The 21,402-nt window shown below is 33.0% G+C and carries 23 protein-coding genes and 2 tRNA genes; 18 read left to right on the top strand and 7 right to left on the bottom strand.

The features are described 5' to 3' along the window. The first annotated feature begins 85 nt into the window (after positions 1 to 85). The 7 genes from mnmA to ABWU35_RS00175 all read left to right on the top strand — a co-directional run bounded on the left by mnmA (position 86) and on the right by ABWU35_RS00175 (position 6,055). Entirely contained in the window at positions 86 to 1,192 is a 1,107-nt protein-coding gene (mnmA, locus tag ABWU35_RS00205) for a tRNA 2-thiouridine(34) synthase MnmA (RefSeq protein ID WP_007302211.1), read from the top strand. Between the two features lie 112 nt (positions 1,193 to 1,304). Continuing rightward, complete coding sequence (locus tag ABWU35_RS00200; RefSeq protein ID WP_012481917.1) at positions 1,305 to 2,603, top strand: hypothetical protein; 1,299 nt, start codon at positions 1,305 to 1,307, stop codon at positions 2,601 to 2,603. Positions 2,604 to 2,683: 80 nt separating this feature from the next. Beyond that, a complete protein-coding gene (ppa, locus tag ABWU35_RS00195) occupies positions 2,684 to 3,190 on the top strand; it encodes an inorganic diphosphatase (protein WP_019236780.1) in 507 nt (168 codons plus the stop codon). Between the two features lie 330 nt (positions 3,191 to 3,520). Further along, positions 3,521 to 3,611, top strand: a tRNA-Ser gene (locus ABWU35_RS00190). A 118-nt stretch (positions 3,612 to 3,729) separates the two neighbouring features. Next, a complete protein-coding gene (locus ABWU35_RS00185) occupies positions 3,730 to 4,857 on the top strand; it encodes a SurA N-terminal domain-containing protein (protein WP_353275971.1) in 1,128 nt (375 codons plus the stop codon). 33 nt (positions 4,858 to 4,890) lie between these two features. Then, positions 4,891 to 5,520 carry a hypothetical protein gene (locus ABWU35_RS00180; RefSeq protein ID WP_007302215.1) on the top strand — a complete coding sequence of 210 codons (630 nt, stop codon included), beginning with the start codon at positions 4,891 to 4,893 and terminating at the stop codon, positions 5,518 to 5,520. Then, positions 5,504 to 6,055 (top strand): 5-formyltetrahydrofolate cyclo-ligase, encoded by a 552-nt coding sequence (locus ABWU35_RS00175; RefSeq protein WP_007302216.1) that lies wholly within the window; start codon positions 5,504 to 5,506, stop codon positions 6,053 to 6,055. The genes ABWU35_RS00180 and ABWU35_RS00175 overlap by 17 nt, the downstream gene beginning before the upstream one ends. A 578-nt stretch (positions 6,056 to 6,633) precedes the next feature. On the opposite strand, the gene ABWU35_RS00170 is transcribed toward ABWU35_RS00175, so the two are convergent. Then, positions 6,634 to 7,647 carry a hypothetical protein gene (locus tag ABWU35_RS00170; RefSeq protein WP_007302218.1) on the bottom strand — a complete coding sequence of 338 codons (1,014 nt, stop codon included), beginning with the start codon at positions 7,645 to 7,647 and terminating at the stop codon, positions 6,634 to 6,636. A 141-nt stretch (positions 7,648 to 7,788) separates the two neighbouring features. Here ABWU35_RS00170 and elbB point away from each other — a divergent pair, with 141 nt between their 5' ends. The 9 genes from elbB to dapA all read left to right on the top strand — a co-directional run bounded on the left by elbB (position 7,789) and on the right by dapA (position 14,546). Continuing rightward, positions 7,789 to 8,487 (top strand): isoprenoid biosynthesis glyoxalase ElbB, encoded by a 699-nt coding sequence (elbB, locus tag ABWU35_RS00165; RefSeq protein WP_007302219.1) that lies wholly within the window; start codon positions 7,789 to 7,791, stop codon positions 8,485 to 8,487. Between the two features lie 129 nt (positions 8,488 to 8,616). Beyond that, complete coding sequence (locus ABWU35_RS00160) at positions 8,617 to 8,925, top strand: hypothetical protein (RefSeq protein WP_007302220.1); 309 nt, start codon at positions 8,617 to 8,619, stop codon at positions 8,923 to 8,925. A 58-nt stretch (positions 8,926 to 8,983) separates the two neighbouring features. Next, on the top strand, positions 8,984 to 9,910 hold the full coding sequence (ispH, locus tag ABWU35_RS00155) for a 4-hydroxy-3-methylbut-2-enyl diphosphate reductase (protein WP_007302221.1): 927 nt from the start codon (positions 8,984 to 8,986) through the stop codon (positions 9,908 to 9,910). A 270-nt stretch (positions 9,911 to 10,180) separates the two neighbouring features. Next, a complete protein-coding gene (locus ABWU35_RS00150) occupies positions 10,181 to 11,620 on the top strand; it encodes a hypothetical protein (protein WP_019236785.1) in 1,440 nt (479 codons plus the stop codon). 4 nt (positions 11,621 to 11,624) lie between these two features. Continuing rightward, positions 11,625 to 12,233, top strand: coding sequence for a hypothetical protein (locus tag ABWU35_RS00145; RefSeq protein WP_007302223.1), 609 nt, complete (start codon positions 11,625 to 11,627; stop codon positions 12,231 to 12,233). Then, the gene (locus tag ABWU35_RS00140) at positions 12,230 to 13,018 is read left to right on the top strand and encodes a hypothetical protein (protein ID WP_052264933.1); all 789 of its coding nucleotides are present in this window, start codon (positions 12,230 to 12,232) and stop codon (positions 13,016 to 13,018) included. Before ABWU35_RS00145 ends, ABWU35_RS00140 begins: the two co-directional genes overlap by 4 nt. 12 nt (positions 13,019 to 13,030) lie before the next feature. Then, positions 13,031 to 13,104: transfer RNA gene (locus tag ABWU35_RS00135), tRNA-Arg, on the top strand. Positions 13,105 to 13,172: 68 nt separating this feature from the next. Further along, complete coding sequence (ssb, locus tag ABWU35_RS00130; protein WP_006014313.1) at positions 13,173 to 13,655, top strand: single-stranded DNA-binding protein; 483 nt, start codon at positions 13,173 to 13,175, stop codon at positions 13,653 to 13,655. A gap of 9 nt (positions 13,656 to 13,664) precedes the next feature. Further along, positions 13,665 to 14,546 (top strand): 4-hydroxy-tetrahydrodipicolinate synthase, encoded by an 882-nt coding sequence (dapA, locus tag ABWU35_RS00125; protein ID WP_012481921.1) that lies wholly within the window; start codon positions 13,665 to 13,667, stop codon positions 14,544 to 14,546. Between the two features lie 127 nt (positions 14,547 to 14,673). On the opposite strand, the gene ABWU35_RS00120 is transcribed toward dapA, so the two are convergent. Continuing rightward, positions 14,674 to 15,651 carry a quinone oxidoreductase family protein gene (locus tag ABWU35_RS00120; protein ID WP_007302226.1) on the bottom strand — a complete coding sequence of 326 codons (978 nt, stop codon included), beginning with the start codon at positions 15,649 to 15,651 and terminating at the stop codon, positions 14,674 to 14,676. 120 nt (positions 15,652 to 15,771) lie between these two features. Between ABWU35_RS00120 and ABWU35_RS00115 the strand changes: the two genes are divergently transcribed. Continuing rightward, positions 15,772 to 16,473, top strand: coding sequence for an ankyrin repeat domain-containing protein (locus ABWU35_RS00115; protein WP_019236787.1), 702 nt, complete (start codon positions 15,772 to 15,774; stop codon positions 16,471 to 16,473). 44 nt (positions 16,474 to 16,517) lie between these two features. Here ABWU35_RS00115 and ABWU35_RS00110 read toward each other — a convergent pair whose 3' ends face one another. The 3 genes from ABWU35_RS00110 to ABWU35_RS00100 all read right to left on the bottom strand — a co-directional run bounded on the left by ABWU35_RS00110 (position 16,518) and on the right by ABWU35_RS00100 (position 19,166). Next, positions 16,518 to 17,054 (bottom strand): cytochrome c oxidase assembly protein, encoded by a 537-nt coding sequence (locus tag ABWU35_RS00110; protein WP_010407017.1) that lies wholly within the window; start codon positions 17,052 to 17,054, stop codon positions 16,518 to 16,520. Then, positions 17,055 to 17,777: a Bax inhibitor-1/YccA family protein gene (locus tag ABWU35_RS00105; protein WP_007302228.1), complete on the bottom strand. Its 723-nt coding sequence runs from the start codon at positions 17,775 to 17,777 to the stop codon at positions 17,055 to 17,057. 201 nt (positions 17,778 to 17,978) lie between these two features. Next, a complete protein-coding gene (locus ABWU35_RS00100; RefSeq protein WP_007302229.1) occupies positions 17,979 to 19,166 on the bottom strand; it encodes a cysteine desulfurase family protein in 1,188 nt (395 codons plus the stop codon). A gap of 135 nt (positions 19,167 to 19,301) precedes the next feature. Here ABWU35_RS00100 and ABWU35_RS00095 point away from each other — a divergent pair, with 135 nt between their 5' ends. Next, positions 19,302 to 20,000: an alpha/beta hydrolase gene (locus tag ABWU35_RS00095; protein ID WP_353275966.1), complete on the top strand. Its 699-nt coding sequence runs from the start codon at positions 19,302 to 19,304 to the stop codon at positions 19,998 to 20,000. 247 nt (positions 20,001 to 20,247) lie between these two features. On the opposite strand, the gene ABWU35_RS00090 is transcribed toward ABWU35_RS00095, so the two are convergent. Both ABWU35_RS00090 and ABWU35_RS00085 read right to left on the bottom strand, forming a co-directional pair. Continuing rightward, positions 20,248 to 20,922, bottom strand: coding sequence for an ABC transporter ATP-binding protein (locus ABWU35_RS00090; protein WP_019236789.1), 675 nt, complete (start codon positions 20,920 to 20,922; stop codon positions 20,248 to 20,250). 26 nt (positions 20,923 to 20,948) lie between these two features. Further along, entirely contained in the window at positions 20,949 to 21,395 is a 447-nt protein-coding gene (locus ABWU35_RS00085) for a HesB/IscA family protein (RefSeq protein ID WP_264685536.1), read from the bottom strand. Positions 21,396 to 21,402: the final 7 nt, after the last annotated feature.

Below are 21,402 nucleotides of genomic sequence, written 5' to 3'. Positions count from 1 at the left end.
CTACAAATAAGTATGCTGTTTCGATGAAATTGTGTAATAGAAACTGGATTCCAGTGCTTGACACAGGTTTGTGTTTATAAATTATATGCTAAAAGAATTTGAAATTGAACCTTTATTAAAAGATAAAGCTCCGCATCAAACTAAGGCTATTGTTGCAATGTCCGGGGGAGTTGATAGCTCCGTTGCTGCAGCACTGCTGTATAACCTTGGGTACGAAGTGATAGGTGTGACTCTTCAGCTCTATGGCAGTGATGGTAATGCGAGAAAGGGTGCATGCTGCGCTGGACAGGATATTTATGATGCCAAATACGTGGCTGAAAGTGTTGGCTTTCCCCACTATATTTTAAACTACGAGGAAATATTCAAAAAGGAAGTAATAGAGGATTTTGCAAATACCTATATGCGTGGAGAAACTCCCATACCGTGCGTAAGGTGTAACCAAACAGTAAAATTTCGCGATCTATTGCAAGTTACAAAAAATCTTGGTGCGGATGTGCTCGTAACAGGACATTACGTAAGAAGATTAGAAGAAAATGGTGAGGTAAAGTTGTGCAGAAGTATTGATAAAAGTAAAGATCAAAGTTATTTTTTGTTTGCAACTACTGAGGAGCAGTTAAAGCTTTTGCGATTTCCATTAGGTGGGTTCTATAAAAGTGATATAAGAAAATTAGCAAAGTATTTTGGCTTACAAATTTCTGAAAAGCCGGATAGTCAAGATATATGCTTTGTTTCCGAAAGCTATAGTAAAACAATAGCTAAATTAGCTCCACAATCTGTGCAGAAAGGTAAAATAGTAGATATTCATGGAAAAGTGCTAGGTGAGCACAGCGGCATAGTAAATTTTACAGTGGGACAGAGAAGAGGCCTCTGCATCGCACACAATGAGCCTCTTTACGTGATAAAAATTAATACAGAAAATAATGAAGTTGTAGTAGGCCCGATCAATGCTCTAATGCAAAAAAAGATATTGGTCAAAGAGTTAAATTGGTTAGAACAACCAAAAGAAGGCATGGAAGTAACTGTGAAGCTTAGGTCATCACATGCAGGAAGCTCAGCGACAATATATTCAACTGACGAAAAGAACAAAGCCTGTGTAATTTTAAACGACGATTACTTTGGCATCAGTCCAGGTCAAGCCTGTGTAGCATATAAGGGCGAACAAGTTATAGGTGGAGGTTGGATATGCTCCTAACTTGGTGGTTTAATTTTTTAATGCAGAATGTAAACATACAATAAAATTTATTGCTGTTTTATCCTATATTCTTTATACTATAAAGATAATTATTATATTGTGGACTAGAGGGATGGTTAAAGAAGTTGAAGAGTTAATAAAAATTGTTGGTAAGGGCAATTTACTAGAAGCCGCATTTATTCGTTTGGGCAGTTTTCAACATGCTGACTTACATCATTGCATGGATTGCAGAAATCATATAGGTCTATTCGAATTCATTAATAAAAAAGAACAAGAGCCATTAGATAAATATTTTAACTTAAAATTTAGTCTACAAGGATTGTTTTTAATTTATGTTCAAGCTTATAGAGTTCTTGCAGAAAATGCTCAGTTCAATACTCAAGAAGTAATTGATAAAATATATGCTGCAGTTGAAAGTAAAAAAATACCTACTCTTTGTGACACTTCGAAGAAACTGCTAAGGGAAATTGTAGATCAAGTAGAATTGACAGAAGATCAAAAAAAACTAAAGCTTTTTAATATTCTAGCAAATCCGAAAGGTGAAGCTCTATTTAACAATAATGATGACTTTGAGAAACAAGTACTCAATAATATTAAAAAGTTACTCAAAATAAGCTATGCAAATGAATTTGATAAAGAGTTTAGCTTATGTAAAGAGGTAATAAATCATTATTACTCGATTCACAGTATAAAAATAGATAAAGACATAGCATTACTATTTTCTAGTTATGGTATATTTTCTACATGTACTGGAAATGGAGATATTTTATCACTCAATCAATATATTAATGAGAAAGCTAGAGTAATCAACACACCACTGTATTACAGTTACATCTTACAGTTAATAAAGGTATTAAGAAAAATTGAGTTACCGTATAGAAATGGATTCACCAAGTATACACTTAATTATAGAGGTATAAGTGAATTGAACGGGACATTTACAGCTGCAAGAGAGCAAGACAGTCAAGATTCTCTATATCCTAAAAATATCAAACGTACTCTAGAGCAACTACTAAAAAACCAAAATAGTGATGCATTTGAACAATTAGTAACAAACCCTGAGAATACGTATTACTCAGTGCCACAAAGTGAATGCAGACTAAACTCTAGTATCAGTAACAAAAAAAACAAAAATCATAAAAACACATTTTGTAAATTAGCTTTAGGTATGTTTATATTGTCTATTGGATTATATACTGCTGATTATTTCTTTATGGAGCAAAAGTTATTCAACTCAATAACAAATATTTTGCCACAAAATAATCTCATCAATTTCATAGTTGCTGCAGTACTTACTATCGTAATAGTATATGCTTTATTTCAACTACTAAAATCACCTCAAGAACCGCCACATTCAACGATCAATGATACAACTATTAACAGTTTTGCAAATGGTCCTATTCAATCATGAATCTCTACTTATGAATGATAAATGTAGCACTTTTAAAGTGTATGCTATATAATATCTTCTCTTGAATAACGAGGTAATCCATGGATTTAAGCAAAGTAACAACAAAACCAGATGAAATAAATGTAGTAATTGAAATAAGTGCAAATGCTGAGCCTGTAAAGTATGAATTTAATAAAGAGCTTGGGTTGTTACAAGTTGACAGATTTTTGTCTACCTCAATGACTTATCCTTGCAATTATGGGTTTATACCAAATACCTGCGCAGGTGATGGTGACCCTGCGGATGTTTTGGTGCTAACTCAATTTCCTTTAGCGCCTGGAGTTTTGATATCGGTGCGTCCAGTAGGTGCATTACTTACCAAAGACGAGAAAGGAGAGGATGAAAAAATATTAGCTGTACCTATCTCCAGTGTTGATAGCTATTATGACAATATAAAAAACTATTCTGATTTATCTAAAAACTTACTAGATAAAATAGCTCATTTCTTTTCTCATTATAAAGATTTAGAAAAGGGAAAAACGGTGACAGTTGGAGAATGGGCTAATGTGGAAAAAGCAAAAGAAATCATTGAAAAAAGTAGAAATTAGTTTGCGTTGATTTAGCCTTAAATTACAGTTATTCGGAAAAATGTTGTTGTTTTTAATGGGTAAATATTGGTATCCGTTCAGGATAGCGGTAAGGTAGTATAACCATAGAGTAAAAGTGAGTTTACAACAAATGGTGTCATCCCAGTGCTTGACACTGGGATCCAGTCCTTTCGCACAAAAAACGTTGTAAAGTAACTTGGTTGGATCCCAGTGTCAGCTACTCTGATGACAAGACAGGTTTCAATATTTGCATGCATCTGGACAGATACAAATATTGCAATTAAAAGCATTAGACAGGCAGTAAAGGTCTTGATATTATAGTAATAATTTGGAAGGGTGGCCGAGCGGCTGAAGGCGGCGGTTTGCTAAACCGTTATACGATTGAAAAGTCGTATCGAGGGTTCGAATCCCTCTCCTTCCGTATATTATTGTTTAGGTATTCATTACAGTAATTTCACCCTCTTTTTTAATTATTAAAAAGTTAGCTAGCGTTTATTCAGTATTTATTATAGAATTAGTTATTAGCTAAATAATTTTATATGCATAAAATACTAATTTTGATATTAACAATGCTGCCGCTTAGGTTACTTGCAACTGAGATTGAAATTGTTGCAGATGTAAATGGTGAGCCAATTTCAAATTTAGATATCGAAAGACGTATAAACTTCATAAATTCATTGCTTGGCACTCAGAAGATTAATCAAAAAGAGGTAAAATCTCAAATTCTAAGACAGTTAATAGACGAAATTATCATTGTCAGCGAAGCACAGAAGATGAATATAGAATTGAGTAACGAGGAGTTAAATAATGCTGTCACGTTATTCTTAACTCAAAGTTTAAAACTTAAGGCTGATGAAGTTGATCAATACGTAAAAAAGCATAATATAGATCTCAATACCCTAAAAAAACAAATAAAGTGTCAGCTGCTGTGGAACAAGATTATTGAAGTAGGAGTTGTACCGCTTATTAATATCAGCGATCAAGAAGTGGATGATGCAAGAAAGCAAAAAGAGAAGTCTGATTACCTTATTACGTTTCAGGAGTTCATAATTCCCGATCAGAAGATAGCTGAAGACTTAGTAAAAAAATTACGTACCAGTAATAATCCAGAATCTTCAATAAAGATGAGCAAAGCAACCGTTAATTTAAGTCAGCTAAAAGGTAAACTCAAGGACGTTTTGGAAGGATTAGAAATCAGTGATGTAGCAGGTCCGGTTAGTTTAAGCGAAGGTTACTCTGTTATAAAAGTCATAGATAAGGTACAGCTCGATCATACACTGCTGAAAAGTACTTTAAAACTGAAACAGGTTGTAGTTGAAGGTTCAGAAAGTTTACTCTCTAGTTTTAAGGAGCAAAAGGTCAGTTGTTTAAATTTTGACAAGTTAGCAGATGATTTCAAGTTGCCAAGCGTAAAAGAGTTTGAAATAAAAATGCGAAATTTAAATCCTGATTTACAGATTTTATTTAGTAAAACAAATATGAATGAAATAGTAGAATTAAGAGAAAATAGCACTGCAAAGTTGATGATGTTATGTGATATCAAAAATAATGCAATGGATATAGAAGCAATCAAACAGGAAATGTATCAACAAAAGATTATGATACAAAGCAACCTGTTATTGGATAATATGCGTAAAAATGCAGCTGTTAGTTATCAGTTTAATTGAAGTTAGAGAGGTTTTCTACTCCATAAAAAGTTTATGAAGAATATAATGCTCATTGGCGGTGGAGTTGGAAATGCAGTGTTATTTTCGATAGGGAAGGCATGTCTTGAAAACAATCATAAGGTTTTATATTTCGCTGGCTATAAAAAATTAAGTGATGTATTTAAACGAGCACTGATAGAACGTGCATCAAGTGCAGTAATTTGGGCATGTGAAGAAGGATTGATAGAAACAAGCAGAGAACAGGATAAATCCTTTCATGGTAATATAGTTGATGCAATAATCTCATATCAGCAAGGAAAGTTAGGTAAAATTACTATTAATTTAAACACTATAGATAAAATCATCACTATTGGTTCTGATAAAATGATGAAAGCTATAAATGAAGCTAGAAAAACAATTTTAAAGCCATATCTAAAACCAAAACACATAGCAATATCATCAGTTAACTCTCCTATGCAGTGCATGATGAAAGAAATCTGCGCTCAATGTATTCAGCAACACATAAATAAGGAAACAGGAGAAATAAGTTTTGTTTATAGTTGCAGTAATCAAGACCAGGATATGGAGCTTGTTGACTTTGATTTTTTAAGTGAGCGCTTGAAGCAAAATAGTTTACAAGAAAAGCTCACTGCAAAATGGATAGAACATGTTCAAAGACACTAAACAGCACAAAGAGGAACTAAGGAAGCAATATAGAACCATAAGAAAAGATGTTGATGAAAGTTATTCCAGTTATGCAGCAAGTTCCCTTATTAATCTCTTTAATCAGAACTTAAGCTACGTTAAAGGTAAAACAATAGCAGCGTACATTCCAACAGACGGAGAAATTAATGTTGTGCCTTTGATGCATCATTTACTCGATTTAGGATATAAAGTAGCAATTCCTAATAAAAATAAGTTATTAAAATTTGAGGAATGGAATAAAGCAGATGAAGATATAATCCCCGATACAATCATTACTCCTGTTATTGCTTTTGATGATCATTTTAATAGGTTAGGTTTTGGCGGTGGTTGGTATGATGAAATGATAAAAAAATTACGGCCACTTGGAAAAATATTTATAGGTGTAGCCTATGAGAAGCAATATTGTAAAAATTTACCTGTAGAAAAACATGATCAAAAATTGGATATTATAATCACTGAGATGTGTGTTAGATGTAGAAGTGGATTGCTCAAAAAAGTGGATAGAAAGGAGTAGCATAGTCTCCCTCTTTCTGATAGTAATTGCTTATCTGTTCAGATGCATGCAAATATTGAAACCTGTCTTGTCATCAGAGTAGCTGACACTGGGATCCAACTAAGTTACTTTACAACGTTTTTTGCACAAAAGGACTGGATTCTAGTGTCACGCGCTAGAATGACATCAACTTTTAAATTCCAGTTATGCAAGAAATCTATTCATTTGAAACTTGTTTGAGAAACGTAGCTATAAAAACCGCAGGTACCAGTTGGTTTTTATTAGCTAAAGTAAAGGTCAAATATCTGGAATTCTGAACATAAAATCCCCCTGTGAAAAAAAGATTAGAAAAAATGCAGTGCACATACGACAGAAATTAAGTATGTGTGTGTGCACCCACATACGCTGAAGAGGATACGCTACATTTTTTTGTTGTTTAATAGAAAAAGTCTGCAGACAAAGATAAATTTTTGAGCTCTAAAGATATCTCTAATTGTCATTATAATGAGATTTAAAATATGCGGAAGTAATTTTTTGTGTCCGCTTAGCAGGGTGGCAAAATAAGATAGACAGATACATTAAAACGCTCTTCAAATGTATCAATTCACTCCTTTCCTTTCTTCACTAACTCGTTCAGAACTTGGATTCTTCACTTCAGAATTTGGCTCCATTTGTTTAACTTTATCACCAACTATTTTTTCCACTTTCTCTATTTTATTATTACCACTGTCCATAATTGCAGGTAGAAAATCTTCCATCAAATTTAGCAATTTCTGCATATCTTCCTCATGAGTACTGAGGCCTTTTTCCAGAAGTCTGATCATATCAGCTTCTGAAAAATTTTGAATATTTCCATTCTTTACTAACTCTTGTATAGCAGATCGTTGCTCTTCATTTTTAAGCATTTTTATGATCCTTATTTTATTCTGGGCCTCTTTTGATTTTTCAGCGTTTTCAGGGTATACCATATCATCAATGAACTCTTTCTCTAATCTAGAGAAGTTAATCTTTTCCCAAGTCAATTCATCGATCACATCTTTCACAAAACTTTTCACTGCTTTTCCGCATTTAATTGCACCCTTTTTTACTTTACCAATACTTTTATCTGCATTTTCTTTTATTTCATCTCTATGCTGATATATGGCATAACCAATAGCAGCTATAGCCGCTATTGCTAAAAGCCCTAACAACGCTATTCCACCACCCAACAATGCACCAGCCACTCCCCCTATTGCTAATGTACCTACTAATGCACCTGTCAATGTTGTAAATGCTGCTCCACTTATAACTCCTTGAACTAACAGTTGGTTGCCTAAAGCTTCAAGTTTTTCCTCCATTACTAGATTTTTACCAACTTGCTCAGCTAGTTTTTTGAATTTTTCTCTTCCTGATAATTTTTTTGACACAGCTGTAAAAAATTTTTCGCTTTTCTCATTTTCTAATAAACTGATTATGTCTGCCTTTTTAATTGAATCTAAATTTTTCAGATCTTCATTTTGATCCAAAAACTTTCTTGCTTCTTCCTGTAAAGCTTTATCTCCTTGAATAATTTCAAATATACCTTGAGCAAGGTACTCGCTGTTACCAGTATCTACTGCACCACCTTGTACCATATTCAATTCCCATCAATTATAAATATGCCTAATTATATATACTAATTATTAATTATATTATAATTAACATAAAATAATTACTCCTTTCCAAATATGGAATTTGTATTACAATACCTAGATTATATGAAATCAAGGTATTTTATGGGTGAGAAAAAATTAAGAGCCGCTGTGGTTTTATCAGGATGCGGCCACCTCGACGGCACAGAGGTGAGAGAAGCAGTTTTAAGTTTGCTTGTGCTTGATCAGCAGGAAGTGGATGTTAAATGTTTTGCACCTGATATCAATATCACACAAGTTATGGATCACAAAACAAAAGAGGCGGTAAAAGAAAAAAGGAATGTACTTGTAGAAGCAGCAAGAATCGCAAGAGGTGAGATATATGACCTAAGAGAAGCTAAAGCTGAAAATTTTGACATGCTAGTCGTACCTGGTGGATATGGAGTTGCGAAAAATTTATCTGACTTAGCTGAAAATAAAACAGTAATGCCTGAGTTTGAAAGATTAGTCTCAGAGTTCTTTGTTGCAAAAAAGCCAATAGGAACTATATGTATATCTCCAGCCATTATTGTTTTAATTTTAAGTAGCAAAATAGGTAAAGAAGAAAGTAAGATTAAGGTAACTATAGGAGACGACAAAGACCAGTTGATAGAGAAGCTCGGCGGCGAACATATAACATGCGATACAAAGCTATCAATAGAAGACGAAAAGCATAATATATTTTCCTGCTCTGCTTATATGCGTAGTGATGAAAGTACACACTCTGTATATCAAGGAATAAAACACATGATTGACAGTATGGTGAAAAAAATTAATAAAAAAACCAAACAACCATTTCTCTAAAGTGTAGTTTCTTATACAATTAATTATGTCTGTTGCATTATTGTTGTAGCCAAAGTAATCTGTAATTGCTTATTAATGATAAGCTATATTTAGTATGTAAGTTTAGTTCTTTTTTTTATAGATATAAATATGTCAGATCTTTTTTATATTGAAAGTGAGTGTTGTGTAGATGGTCAGTGTGATACTTATGCAGGAGAAGTGAGTATTAATGATGTCATGTTGGGCAAGTTTAGTCTAAATTCACACAGTGGGAAAAAAGCCATGGTAAATATAGACATCGTTACATTCGATATCCATATTGCTATGGATGGCCAAGATGGAAAGACAATAAAAAGAGACCTCAAGAGTCCCGAATTTGTAATTAAAGATGACGGTTCCTGGTATATTAATAAGAATCTTGGTAATGATAAATTTGAAATTATAGTAAAGCAGTCATGATATGAAACATAGTGAGCGGAGCTTACTTTTTAGCAATGTTTACATACTTACTTAAAAAATGGAGATTATCTTAGCTGAACCACGCGGTTTCTGTGCAGGTGTTAAAAGAGCTGTAGACATATTAGCAATCACTTTAGAGAAATACAAAAATGAACGCCAAGTTTATGTACTACACGAAATCGTTCATAATAAATATATAGTAGAGGGCTTTAAGAAACAAGGAGTGGTTTTTGTAAGCAGCATAGAAGACATTAAAGACAATAGAGGAATATTGATCTTCAGTGCACATGGAGTGTCGAAAAGTATAGAGGATGAGGCAAAAAGAAAGGGTGTTCAAGTGATTGATGCAACATGTCCATTAGTTAGCAAAGTACATAAAGAGGCAAAAAGGTATGAGGATAGTGGTAAAGAATTAATTCTAATTGGACATGAAAATCATCCAGAAGTTAAAGGAATTATAGGAAGAGTAAGTAATCCTATATCTCTAGTGCAAACTATGCAAGACGTATACAATTTACAAATCAAAGATCCAGATAATTTATCTTATGTAACACAAACCACGTTAAGTATTGACGATACCAAAGAAATTATTGCTACACTGAAGCTCAGATTTCCAAGCATTACAGGCCCCGACTTAAAAGATATATGCTATGCAACACAAAATAGGCAGAACGCTGTTAAAAAATTGGCTAAAATTACAGACGTAGTGTTAATTGTAGGAAGCAAAAACAGTTCAAATTCAAACCGTTTATTAGACCTGTGCATTTCCACAGGAAAAAGAGCCTATTTGATTGATAATTATAAATGTATGAACAAAAATTGGTTGCAGGGCGCAGAAAAAATAGGAATTACTGCAGGTGCTTCTGCTCCTGATATATTAGTTGATGAGCTAGTAAATTACTTAAAAATAAATATGAATACAAAAGTTTCAGTCATGCCAGATGGATTCACTGAAAATGTTCAGTTCAAGTATACTAAATGGTAATGTGCAACAACGTGCGTCAAATCAAGTCTTTAGCTTAATTCAATTTTCAGTCTGTTGGAGAATAAAATATCAAGCTGAGATATAATTAATCCTCGTTTGTCAGGTTAAGTTGTGTCTAGCACAAATATAAAAAACCTTCATCATACAAAAGGGTTAATATTACTACTAATTTTATCAAAAACTTATAATATAAGTAATATTGTCATCTAATGTTTAATGAATTTCAATAAATTACCTTTTTAATTCTAGATGAGTATACACTTTGTTAATATGTTTGGGTCAAAACCCAAAAGTAAGTTTATGCTTTCTATAGGAAAAGAAGGCACAATGTTACTATATTTTAAAAATGATACTTTAAATAAAAGATATTTTGCTAAGGACAAAAATAATAAAGCTGTTTCTGACTTAATTTCATGTCTTTCATCAGATAAAAAAGCACCCTTATATCTGGTTCTCAATCACACTGATCAGAACTATTTGCTACAGTCTATCCCAAGAGTAAATAGGATTAGTGCTTATCTATCAGCAAAAACAAAAGTAGAGCATTTTGCTCATAATAACGATATAAATTCTATTCTCTTGGTCGAAAAGCCGAATAAATTTAATCAAAACTGGTGGTATCTATTTGTTTCATCAAAAGCAAATCATTTAATAGAATATTGGTTGGACGTGTTTGTTGAAATAGGCTCTAACTTTAAAGGAATATTAATGTTTCCTATAGAACTAGTCAGTATAGCAAAAAAGATTCTACACAAAGATCCTAGTAACTGGAAAATTATAGTTGCTGCAACTAAAACAGGTGGCTATAGACAAGTGGTTCTTAAAGAGAACAAAATGATATTTACACGTTTAATACCATTTACTAATGATAATTTACCAGGAATCATTGCTGGTGAAATATATCAGGAAGTGAAAAATACAATTCAATCTTTAACTAAGTTTGGATTTGAAAAAAATGACCCTGTCGACCTCTGCATTATAGTATCAGAAGCTATTAAATCTAGTTTATCAGTTATAAATTTTTCAGAGAATAGTGTGAACATATTGACTCCATATGAGCTGGGTAAACTATTGGGGGCAGAATTAGCTATAAGCGAAAAAGATAGCTTTTGTGATACTACAATTTTGTTTCACAGCTTTAAGAATAAGCCAACAGATGTTTTTAATACAAAAGAAACTAAAGAATTTTATCTATTCAATTACCTTTATTTAAACTCTCCTCGGATTTTTCTATACCTCCTTTTGACTTTAATTGTAATTAACACCTTTTGTTTGCGGAATTTGTATTCGAATTTTAATATTGCTGATAATTTATCTGCAAAGCGGAGTGCTTTAAATAACAAACTAATAAAACTTAGCCAAAGCTATAATGTAAAAAAGATAGATGAAGTTTACGATTTTATTAATATCAATAATATTTTATCAAAAATAGAGTACTCTCCTCTCACACAAGTTAAGTATGTAGAAAAGCTAAAAGTACCAGATGTAGAGCTTCAATTATTTGAGTGGAATTATAATGAGGCAAAAAGTTATATTACCACAACTTTAAGGTTTAATTTTCAATCTGGTAAAGACATTTCTTATCAATACGAGAAACTACAGAAAAATTTAAACGATAATTTCCGTACTCATGATATTAGTATTTCTAGCTTACCTACTACTAAAGAGAAAAATCTATCTATTGATGTTGAAATAGGAGAGGCAATGTAGATTGATGACTATCTCTCAACTAAAAAGAAAAGCTACAATTCAGTGCATATATTACTTATTGTTATCTGTTGTATTAATAGGGTTATCAACGTGTTTTATTATCTATAACAAAAAGGTTTATAATAAAAATCAAACTGCAGCTGAAGAAATACGCTCTATTAATTTACAGATCATTGAAATTCAAAAGAAAGAAGTCGTTCTAAATAAAAACCTAGATTTATGGAAAAGAATTTCTTCTTCAAATTTACATAGTAGCAGATACATTACAAATTTAAATTTTGAGCTTAACAAGCTATATAAAAAACACTACATGTTAGAACCTGAAATATCAATTTCTATACCTGAAGAAGCTGAACTCCACAATAAAAGTGAACATACAAAAGTAATAAGAAGTGAAGTGGTTCTAAGTTTAAGCTCAATTAGCGATAAGCATATTTTTTTATTTCTACAGTCTATTCCAAATCTTCCTGGTTATGTTATGATCAGATCTCTTACCTTGAATAAGCAGAGAAATATAGATGCTAAAGTTATAAACCAGATTTTAAGTGGTAATATGATAGAGATAGTGAGAGCTAGTATAGTTTTTGATTGGTATACCATATTAAGTAGATGAATATAAAGTTGTTTTTTATTTTTACGCTGCTGTTTTTTAATGTTAGTGCATATTGCAATTGCGAAGATCTTGTAGAAAATATAGGGATTTGTAAAAAATATTCTTGCCAACAGCATATTAGTAATGAAGATTTTATTGAGCATAAAATATTAGGGTTAAATAGTGAAAATTTATGTGTATATATAGAAAGACAAGGCAATGATGAAATGGTCTGTCATCATTCTAATGATGGAATGATTATAGAAAAGAAGTACTTAAAAAGTATTTTAAAAGTTGGAAATCAAGAAATAAATGACTTCATTGATATAGCAAATTTGCGTGCGAAGGAGTGTTTTTTTATCAACAATTATTATATAGATCGAGACGATATAATAAAAGAGGCAGCAGAGAGTACTTTATCGCAATATGGTAGCATAAAAAGCATTTTTTTTGATGAAGAGCAGGTTAATAGAATAGTTAGTGAGATGGAAAAGTTTAACTTACAGTCTTCAGGAGTTACAGAGGAAGAAAATTTCAATTGTAAAGTAGTCAGTTTAGATTCAATTTTATACTTTTCCCCCGATACATGGAAAATATGGGTAAATGGAAAGTTGTTTATAAATACTAAGGATTTAAAAGTGCACTCAGTAACTGAAAATTATGTAACTTTTTCATGGGCTGTAAACCAAAAGATAACAAAAGAACGGATAAGCAATTCTAAAAATGTACATTTTGGACATGGAGGTATTATGTTTACGCTTTATCCAGAACAAAAATTTGATTTAGATAGTTTATCTATTAAATAATCTAATACATCTGCGCTTGTAGCTCAGTTGGATAGAGCGTTGCCCTCCGGAGGCAAAGGTCGCGGGTTCGAATCCCTCCAAGCGCGTTTTTAATTAAATTTGACAATAATACTCTCACATAAGATAATAAAGAGATTTATTTTAAAGCATAATTATGTCTAGTGGTACTATAAATAAAGTCATATTAGTTGGTAATCTAGGAAAAGATCCTGAAATTAGGACTACACAAAATGGAAAAGAGATGGCAAGTTTTTCAATAGCCACGTCTGAAAGTTGGACTGACAAATTTTCTGGTACGCGCTCTGAAAAGACAGAATGGCATAATATTGTAATTTTTAGTGAAGGATTAGTAAAAATTGTTAAGGATTTTGCGCGCAAAGGTAGTAAAGTTTACGTTGAAGGTTCTCTGAGAACTAGAAAATGGACTGACCAAAATGGTAGCGAAAGGTATACGACAGAGGTGGTGCTATATAACTTTAATAGTGCCCTTACCCTTTTAGATTCACGAAACAGTATGTCAAACTCTGATTACAAGCCAAGTGAATACAAACAAAATGAAACAGAACAAAAAGATAAACACGGAAGTTTTGACAACGATATAAAAGACGAACTAATCGATGATGAAATACCATTTTAATAACTTCAATTGAAATCTACATTTTTATGGACTGCTTGTGTTACTCCTTTTAATTGCAGTGGAGATAGTATAGATTACCAAAGCTTGCAGCGTTTACTAACAATGCAAGCTGAAACTGAAAATGGTGTAGTGTTGCTAGGTAGCACAGGTGAAAGCTTATCACTTACTGATTCTGAAAAGCGCACATTAGTTGAATTTGTATGTGAGCTAAAATTAAATACGAAAATTATAATTGGTGTACCAGGAGTGAATCTATATCAGACTCTTGAATGGCTTGATTTTTGCAAGGGTATGCCTATTCATGGCTATCTAATGACAACTCCCATTTATGCAAAGCCTGGAATCATGGGGCAAACTTTATGGTTTGAAAAGCTGCTTGAAAAAGCACATGTGCCAGCCATGCTTTACAATATTCCATCAAGAGCAGGAGTGAGTCTTCACGCTGAAACTGTACGCAACTTATCCAGCCACGAAAAATTTTGGGCTATCAAAGATTCAAGTGGCACCGTTGATACTTTAACTCAGTATAAGAAAGTTGCACCAAATATTGAGGTCTTTTGCGGAGATGATAATATGATACCCGATATGGCTGCTAAGGGTGCGGCTGGTCTGGTTTCTGTTGCTGCCAATGTTTGGCCAAGTGTAGTACATGAATATGTTAAGCAATGCATGAGTGGCGAGAACCCTCAGGCAGACAGTTGGCAACAAGCTTGCAAAACTCTATTTACTGCCAGCAATCCAATACCTACTAAAGCACTCTTGCATGACATTGGGCTTATAGAACACAAAACTGTTCGTCTACCACTAAGCACAGAAGACTTGCCTTCTATTGAAACATTGAGGCAAGCTAATAAAATGATTCTTGGATGGAAAGAATTGACTAATAGCTAAAGCTAGGAACACACATCATCAACTTCTACACCTGCATCAAATAAACTAACTTGTTATAAGAAAACTAACCATGTGAAATTCTTGTTGATATGACTTAATGAATAATTATTTTAGGTTACTAAGTTATTTAAGAAACTTTGATAATATTTAGCCCACTTACTTTTCTATTTTCCATGTCACGATGAGCCTCTATTATTTCATCAAATTTATATTTTTTATTAATTCGTACAATTAAAAGTTTTTTTCTTATCATTTCAAAAATTTCCATTGCAGTAAGCACTAACGTAAGTCTATTGTGCTTGTAGTGATATATCGAAGTTCCAGCTGCAAATAACGAACGCGAACTAAGTAAAGAGAAATTAATAGGAGCATTACCTGATATCTGCCCATAGGAAACATATATGCCAAACTTACCTAAAGATTCAAAAGAGAGCTTGCTTGTAGCGTAACCTATAGGGTCATACACTGCACCTACTCCTCTATTTTTCGTAATCTCCATGATTTTAGAAACGAAGTCTTTATCATTGTAGTTTATTGCGTATGTGCAGCCACTTTGTAAAGCTATCTTCATTTTTTCGTCAGAGCTTATAGAACCTATCACTATACCTTTTTTATCCTTTGCCCATTGGCATATTATTTGCCCCAAACCACCATTAGCTCCATGAACTAGTACAAAAGCACCAGGCCTGATTTTATAAGATTGATTAACTAAATAGTGAGCTGTCATACCTTTAAACAATACTGCAGCAGCAACTTCATCAGGTATATCATTCGGAATTTTTATCAAATATTTCTGGTGTACAATGCGCTTTTCACAATATGCCCCTGGAGGAGCTGTGCAATATCCAACTCTATCTCCAACCTTAAGTCCATCACTAATTTTTTTACCAAGCTTTTCAACAACTCCTACTGCCTCTACTCCAAGTACTGATGGCAGATCTTTAATTTTGCGTGTACCTTTTCTGTGTTCTAAATCATAACGATTTAAGCCGATAGTTGTATGACGTATTAAGACTTCCTCATCTTTTGGCTCACCTATGCTCTTATCTACAAATTCTAATACTTCTGGCCCCCCAGTTTTTTTAATTTGTATAGCTCTAACCATGATAAATGTAAGACAAAAACTTTAATTATGTTATCTAGCAATTAATATTTTTGCAAAATGTTATTTAGAGTTTATACACTACATAAGCGTATTGTTAATAGTTTTGAGGCACAAATTATCATGAACAGAGAAATTTGGCTTTATGGTGTTTTATTCAATGTGTTGTGCAAAGTGGATGAAGATAATGATTTGGATGTTAACAATGTAATAAAAAAAATAAAAGAAAGGTTAGAATATAGAATACAAAAATCAGATAAAAAAAGAGATTATTGTAAATATTTATATACTTCTTGGGAAAAAAAAGGATTTGATATTAATCACCAATTTGACTTGAAAGATTATGATGGCTTTCCAATAGATAGTCTTTTTTCTATTGCCATTAATTATAAATTATACACTTTAACAAATTTAGCGCAAGTTTTAATAAAAGCAGGAGCTAATGTGCAAAATGAAAAAGGATATTTACATGCCTGCGTTTTGGCTCGTTCTCCAGATATATTAAAAGCTCTCATAAAAGCGGGAGTAAATGATAACCCAAATGAAAACTATGGTGGAAATACCGCTTTAGACTATGTTGCTAAATTATATGGTAGAGATAAGTCAACGAAATCCAAGGATTGCTGTAAAATTCTAATTGAGCATACATTAGAAAAAAAACCCAACATAGAAATACCAGATTCTGTAAAAAATAATAAGGAGTTGGCTCAATGTTGGAATGCTTGTGAAGCAAATAATGAAGGATGGGAATTAGCAACAACGAACACTGAAACACAAGTAGTCAGTGTGCAAAAAGCAAATAAGAGCTCCTGCTCAATTCAATAGATGTATCGTACAACCTTGTTCGGATTACAATAGGAAAAGGTTTGTTATTTAAGCTTAAAAAACGTATATGATAGTGTTATTTCACTTAAATCTTTTGTACTATTGTCACGCATTATTTCAGGGTCTACGTAAAAGGATACGGGCATAGCCGCTTTTTGTTTTGGTAGCAGCATTTGCTCTTCAAAACAAAAGCATGCAACTTTATTGAAATATTTACCTGCTTTAAAAGGTGTGACATTATACACTGCCATTCCAAAAGAAGGCTGATCAGATAAATTTTTTGCATAATAAAATACTAAACTTTGTTGCCCTATATTTGTATCGATGTAGTTAGTTTCTGATTTAAATTCCCAAGGCAGACCTGATATTATATCAGCATTAAGGTGAACCCTGATTTTTTGGTCAGTTGCATTTATTGTTGCATTAGTTACTTTTCTCGTTGTGCCACCATATCCAGTAGCTTTACAAAAGATGCTATACAACGGTACTGAAGCATATGCAAGACACAGCATCAATACCACTAAAGATATTAGGAGGAAAACTATAGAACTTTTATTGTTTCCCCTTAAAAAGGAAATCATCTAATCCTTATTGTTGAACAAGTTAAGTAACCTGAGTAAATTGAGGAATATATTGATGAAGTCAAAGTAAAGATTAGTTGCACCAAGTATTGCCAGCTTAGTAGTTGCAACTTCTGAGCCATCATTATATCTATAATAAACATCTTTGATTCTCTGAGCATCGTATGCGGTCATTAAAGTAAACACTATCACTGATACAAACGATATTGCAAAATAGAGAGGACTGCTTCCAAGAAACAGATTAACTATAGATGCAATGATTAACCCCCAGATTCCCATAATCAAAAAAGAACCCATGCTGGTAAGATCTTTTTTTGTAGTATTACCATATAAAGCCATAGAACCAAACATGATCGATGTAATGAAAAATGCTCTCGCTATATTTTCTGCAGTATAAATTATAAAAATATGAGATAAAGAAATTCCCATTAAAACTGAGAATAGAAAAAATACAGTAAGTGTTGACTGAGCACTTAGGTGTTGAAGCCTAAAAGACATATAAAACACCAATGCAACTGGAGATAGCATTACCACAAGCGATAGAACAGGATTGGAATAAATCACCTGGAAAAGACCAGAAAACACTGTTAAAAACGCAACAAGCCCTGTAACACCTAAAGCTAAAGCCATATAATTGTATACTTTAGTTAGGTAACTCCTGAGTCCAGCACTATAATAAACGCCCTGAGAGCGAATATCCTGTTCGTTTTTCATATAAGACATATGTAACTCCTTATTATCTCTTGATGATATATTATAATACAATACAGCGTTTTTATCAAGTATAAAATGACATACTACAATTGAATGGTGTGGTATGCAATTAGAGAATTTCTTCCATAACTATAAGCAAATCGGTTTTCAGCAGCATTTAACTATTATAACAACCTCTGGCAATAGAAATTACTTTCACCATTCCCTCTATCATGATTTAAGGGGAATGGTGAAAGTAGTTTTTGCATTTACTAAAGCATTCTTCTTATAGATACTATACCAACAATCCACTATTTTTTCTATGTCTCGCGGTTTAACCTCCGGACCTATACTGATTCTAATTGAACATTCTGCTTGCTCTTTTGTTGCTCCCATTGCAAGCAAAACATGAGAAGGCCCAACTTTTCCAGAAGAGCATGCAGAACCATTGCTGACTGCAATATTATTTAAGTCAAAATGCATGAGCTGCAGATCATTCTTTACCCTCGGCATATAAATAAAACTTGTATTTGGCAATCTTTCAGAATTTCTGCCAAAGATCTTGATATCACTGACAAGACTTAATAATTCACACTCCAATTGATCACGCAGCTTCTCCACTTCATTCATTTTTGATAGAAGATCTGGAATGTTTTGCAATGCAGCAGAAAGACCTGCAATTGCAACAATGTTTTCTGTACCACCACGCAATCCTCTTTCTTGCCCACCACCTATTATAGTAGGTTCTATTACAAGCTTTTTGTCAAATATTAAAACTCCACTACCTGCTATACCACCAAATTTGTGAGCAGATAAAGTAAGTAAATCCACTCCTAAATCTTCCATATTTACTTTGATTTTCCCAACACTTTGAGCAGCGTCAGTGTGACAGATTGCCCCGAATTTATGTGCTATTTTAGCTATTTCCTTAACAGGCTGGATAACTCCAGTTTCGTTATTAGCCATCATCACTGAAATTATTACTTTATTCCCTTCAAGTTCGCTTAGAATTTTCTCTAGCTCTAAAAAGTCAACAATACCCTCTTGATTAACGGGTATTATATGTGGATTACATGCAGAATTAAGAATTGAAGGATGCTCTGTAGCTGAAATTACATGCAGATAGCCTTTCATTCCTCTCATGACGAGGTTGTTTGCTTCAGTTGCACCAGACGTAAAAACTATTTCTTTATCATCTGGAATGCTAAGAGCATCACGTACGTTATCTCTTACCTCTTTAAGAATCTTCCTCGCTTCTTGTCCTCTTTTATGCAGAGATGATGGATTTAGTGTTTGTTTTGACAAAATCTCAAGTATACTTTTTTTTACATTTTTACTCACTGGAGCAGTTGCATTATAATCAGCATACACGCAACTACTTTCTTCCAGAGAGAATAAACTCACAGGCTTATTTGTCACTTACCATTAACCAATTATGTATGTTAACTTTAACACGATAAAAAATTTATTGCAAAAACAGTGAAATTAATACATAATTAATAAATAATTTACATTATCAAGCCCTGTCAAAACAGGTTTTTATTAGGAGCAATCATGGTAGAAGTCTTTTTAAATAATGCAACAAAAAAGATAGAAGGTAGATATCATCAAAGCAAAGATACCAATGCACCAGTTGTGCTAATTTTACATCATCACCCTCAATATGGTGGTAGTATGGATAGTAAGATTATACATACTATATATGAATCTTTTATCGATAATAACTTTTCTGCATTGACAATTAATTTTCGTGGTGTCGGAAAATCTACCGGAACTTTTGATAAGGGTATAGGAGAATTAACTGATGCTGCAGTAGCTATTGATTGGCTTCAGGAGCATAACTCTAACAACGTTCCAATTTGGATAGTCGGTTTTTCTTTTGGAGCATGGGTAGCTATGCAGTTGACAATACGCCGTCCAGAGATAGTAAGTTTTGTTGCCCTTTCTCTTCCAGCAACTAAGTACGATTTCTCTTTTCTCTCTCCTTGCCCAGTTCCTGGACTTATAATACAAAGTAATAATGATACAATTTCAGAAGAAAGCGATGTAACAGAATTAGCACAAAGGTTAATAAATTCGGTAAAAAATAACCATATGGAATACCATATAGTAGACGATACTAACCACTTTTTAAGGGATAAAGAAGAGGAAGTAGCTCAAATTATAGATAATTATATAAAACTACGCTTAAACAGTGCAGTCACTTCCTCCAAAAAAGTTAAAAAAGAGATAAGGGTAAAAGAATATGCCTAACTTTACAAATGAGAGAAATGAACGTATTAATATAAATAAAAAAAGTCTTGTTATGTTTAGGCAATTATTATTTCTCGTTTTAGCAATGTTTATGCTGTCAGGATGCTTTCTAAGTAAACAGCGTAAGTTAAAGAGTCCGTGTATAAAAAATAATGAAAGCATTTCATGCGAATTATACTCCGTTAATGACCATTGGTTAAATAAGTACAAGTTATAGGTAGCTTTGTATTGTACTTGTTTCTTCCATTTACAGCTTTACTAATGATCGGTTTTTTAACTGAAAAATGTGATCTGCTTTTTCTGCAAGGATATAGTTGTGTGTTACTATAAGCATAGAGCTGTTATTTTCCTTTACATATGAATGTAACAGCAAAAATACATTCAAAGAATTTGTTGGGTCTAAATTTCCCGTTGGCTCATCTGCAAGTAAAAGCTTTGGAGAGTTTACAATGCTTCTTGCAATTGCAACCCTCTGCCTTTCTCCACCAGAAATTTCAGATACCATACTACTTGCTTTACTTTCCAAACCAAATTTTTCCAATATTGCTTGCGATTTTTTTTTTGCTTCAGCTTTGCTTCTTCTTGCAATAAGCTGAGGAAGCATAACGTTTTCCAACACTGATAACTCTTGTAATAAATAGTGAAATTGATAAACAAAGCTAAGAAAATTTCTTCTTACATGAGTTTTATATTTATTGCTGGCTTGCGTACAATTTACTCCATCTATTGTCACTACACCTAAAGTTGGCTTATCCAATAGGCCTGCAATTTGCAATATAGTTGTTTTTCCTGATCCTGAACTGCCGATCAATGCAACTACTTGCCCTCTTGTAAGACTCAGATTGATATCTTCTACAATAGCAGGACTTTTTTTGAAGCTCTTACTCACAGAAGCTAGCTCTAGTGCTACATCACTGTCCATATTATAAAAAGATCCAGGAGGGAGAATTAGACCGAGAAACTGTTACCACACCCACATCGAGACTTAGCGAGAGCATTCTTGATTTGAAAACCAGAACCACTTAGATCTTCAGTATAATCTATAGTTGAATTATTTAAAAATTTCGCTGAACAATTATCAACCATTAACACAGGGTTTCCATTCTCATCATTAATTACTATATCTTTACCTTTTTCACTAAAACTGGAGTGGCTTCTATAATCCTCGCTATCTTCGTCACCGTCAAAATCGTCGTCTTCATCATCGTCAAAATCGTCACCCAAAGACATCTTCTTATTTATTTGATCCATAAGAAAATTATACTTGAAGCCAGAGCATCCACCACCTGAAACTGCAACCCGCAAAACAGAACTCTCATCTCCTTCCTGTTCTACAAGGGAGTGGATTTTCCTTAATGCATTGTCAGTTAAGCTAATATTGTAATCTGTTGACATAACAACC

The organism is Wolbachia endosymbiont (group B) of Xylocampa areola (genome assembly GCF_964028205.1).
GTDB lineage: Bacteria > Pseudomonadota > Alphaproteobacteria > Rickettsiales > Anaplasmataceae > Wolbachia.
This window is presented reverse-complemented; position numbering and strand designations above follow the sequence as displayed.

Coding starts and splice junctions, on each gene's coding strand:
- mnmA (WP_007302211.1), top strand. CDS start 86: ATGCTAAAAGAATTTGAAATTGAACCTTTATTAAAAGATAAAGCTCCG.
- ABWU35_RS00200 (WP_012481917.1), top strand. CDS start 1,305: ATGGTTAAAGAAGTTGAAGAGTTAATAAAAATTGTTGGTAAGGGCAAT.
- ppa (WP_019236780.1), top strand. CDS start 2,684: ATGGATTTAAGCAAAGTAACAACAAAACCAGATGAAATAAATGTAGTA.
- ABWU35_RS00185 (WP_353275971.1), top strand. CDS start 3,730: ATGCATAAAATACTAATTTTGATATTAACAATGCTGCCGCTTAGGTTA.
- ABWU35_RS00180 (WP_007302215.1), top strand. CDS start 4,891: ATGAAGAATATAATGCTCATTGGCGGTGGAGTTGGAAATGCAGTGTTA.
- ABWU35_RS00175 (WP_007302216.1), top strand. CDS start 5,504: ATGTTCAAAGACACTAAACAGCACAAAGAGGAACTAAGGAAGCAATAT.
- ABWU35_RS00170 (WP_007302218.1), bottom strand. CDS start 7,647: ATGGTACAAGGTGGTGCAGTAGATACTGGTAACAGCGAGTACCTTGCT.
- elbB (WP_007302219.1), top strand. CDS start 7,789: ATGGGTGAGAAAAAATTAAGAGCCGCTGTGGTTTTATCAGGATGCGGC.
- ABWU35_RS00160 (WP_007302220.1), top strand. CDS start 8,617: ATGTCAGATCTTTTTTATATTGAAAGTGAGTGTTGTGTAGATGGTCAG.
- ispH (WP_007302221.1), top strand. CDS start 8,984: ATGGAGATTATCTTAGCTGAACCACGCGGTTTCTGTGCAGGTGTTAAA.
- ABWU35_RS00150 (WP_019236785.1), top strand. CDS start 10,181: ATGTTTGGGTCAAAACCCAAAAGTAAGTTTATGCTTTCTATAGGAAAA.
- ABWU35_RS00145 (WP_007302223.1), top strand. CDS start 11,625: ATGACTATCTCTCAACTAAAAAGAAAAGCTACAATTCAGTGCATATAT.
- ABWU35_RS00140 (WP_052264933.1), top strand. CDS start 12,230: ATGAATATAAAGTTGTTTTTTATTTTTACGCTGCTGTTTTTTAATGTT.
- ssb (WP_006014313.1), top strand. CDS start 13,173: ATGTCTAGTGGTACTATAAATAAAGTCATATTAGTTGGTAATCTAGGA.
- ABWU35_RS00120 (WP_007302226.1), bottom strand. CDS start 15,651: ATGGTTAGAGCTATACAAATTAAAAAAACTGGGGGGCCAGAAGTATTA.
- ABWU35_RS00115 (WP_019236787.1), top strand. CDS start 15,772: ATGAACAGAGAAATTTGGCTTTATGGTGTTTTATTCAATGTGTTGTGC.
- ABWU35_RS00110 (WP_010407017.1), bottom strand. CDS start 17,054: ATGATTTCCTTTTTAAGGGGAAACAATAAAAGTTCTATAGTTTTCCTC.
- ABWU35_RS00105 (WP_007302228.1), bottom strand. CDS start 17,777: ATGTCTTATATGAAAAACGAACAGGATATTCGCTCTCAGGGCGTTTAT.
- ABWU35_RS00095 (WP_353275966.1), top strand. CDS start 19,302: ATGGTAGAAGTCTTTTTAAATAATGCAACAAAAAAGATAGAAGGTAGA.
- ABWU35_RS00090 (WP_019236789.1), bottom strand. CDS start 20,922: ATGGACAGTGATGTAGCACTAGAGCTAGCTTCTGTGAGTAAGAGCTTC.
- ABWU35_RS00085 (WP_264685536.1), bottom strand. CDS start 21,395: ATGTCAACAGATTACAATATTAGCTTAACTGACAATGCATTAAGGAAA.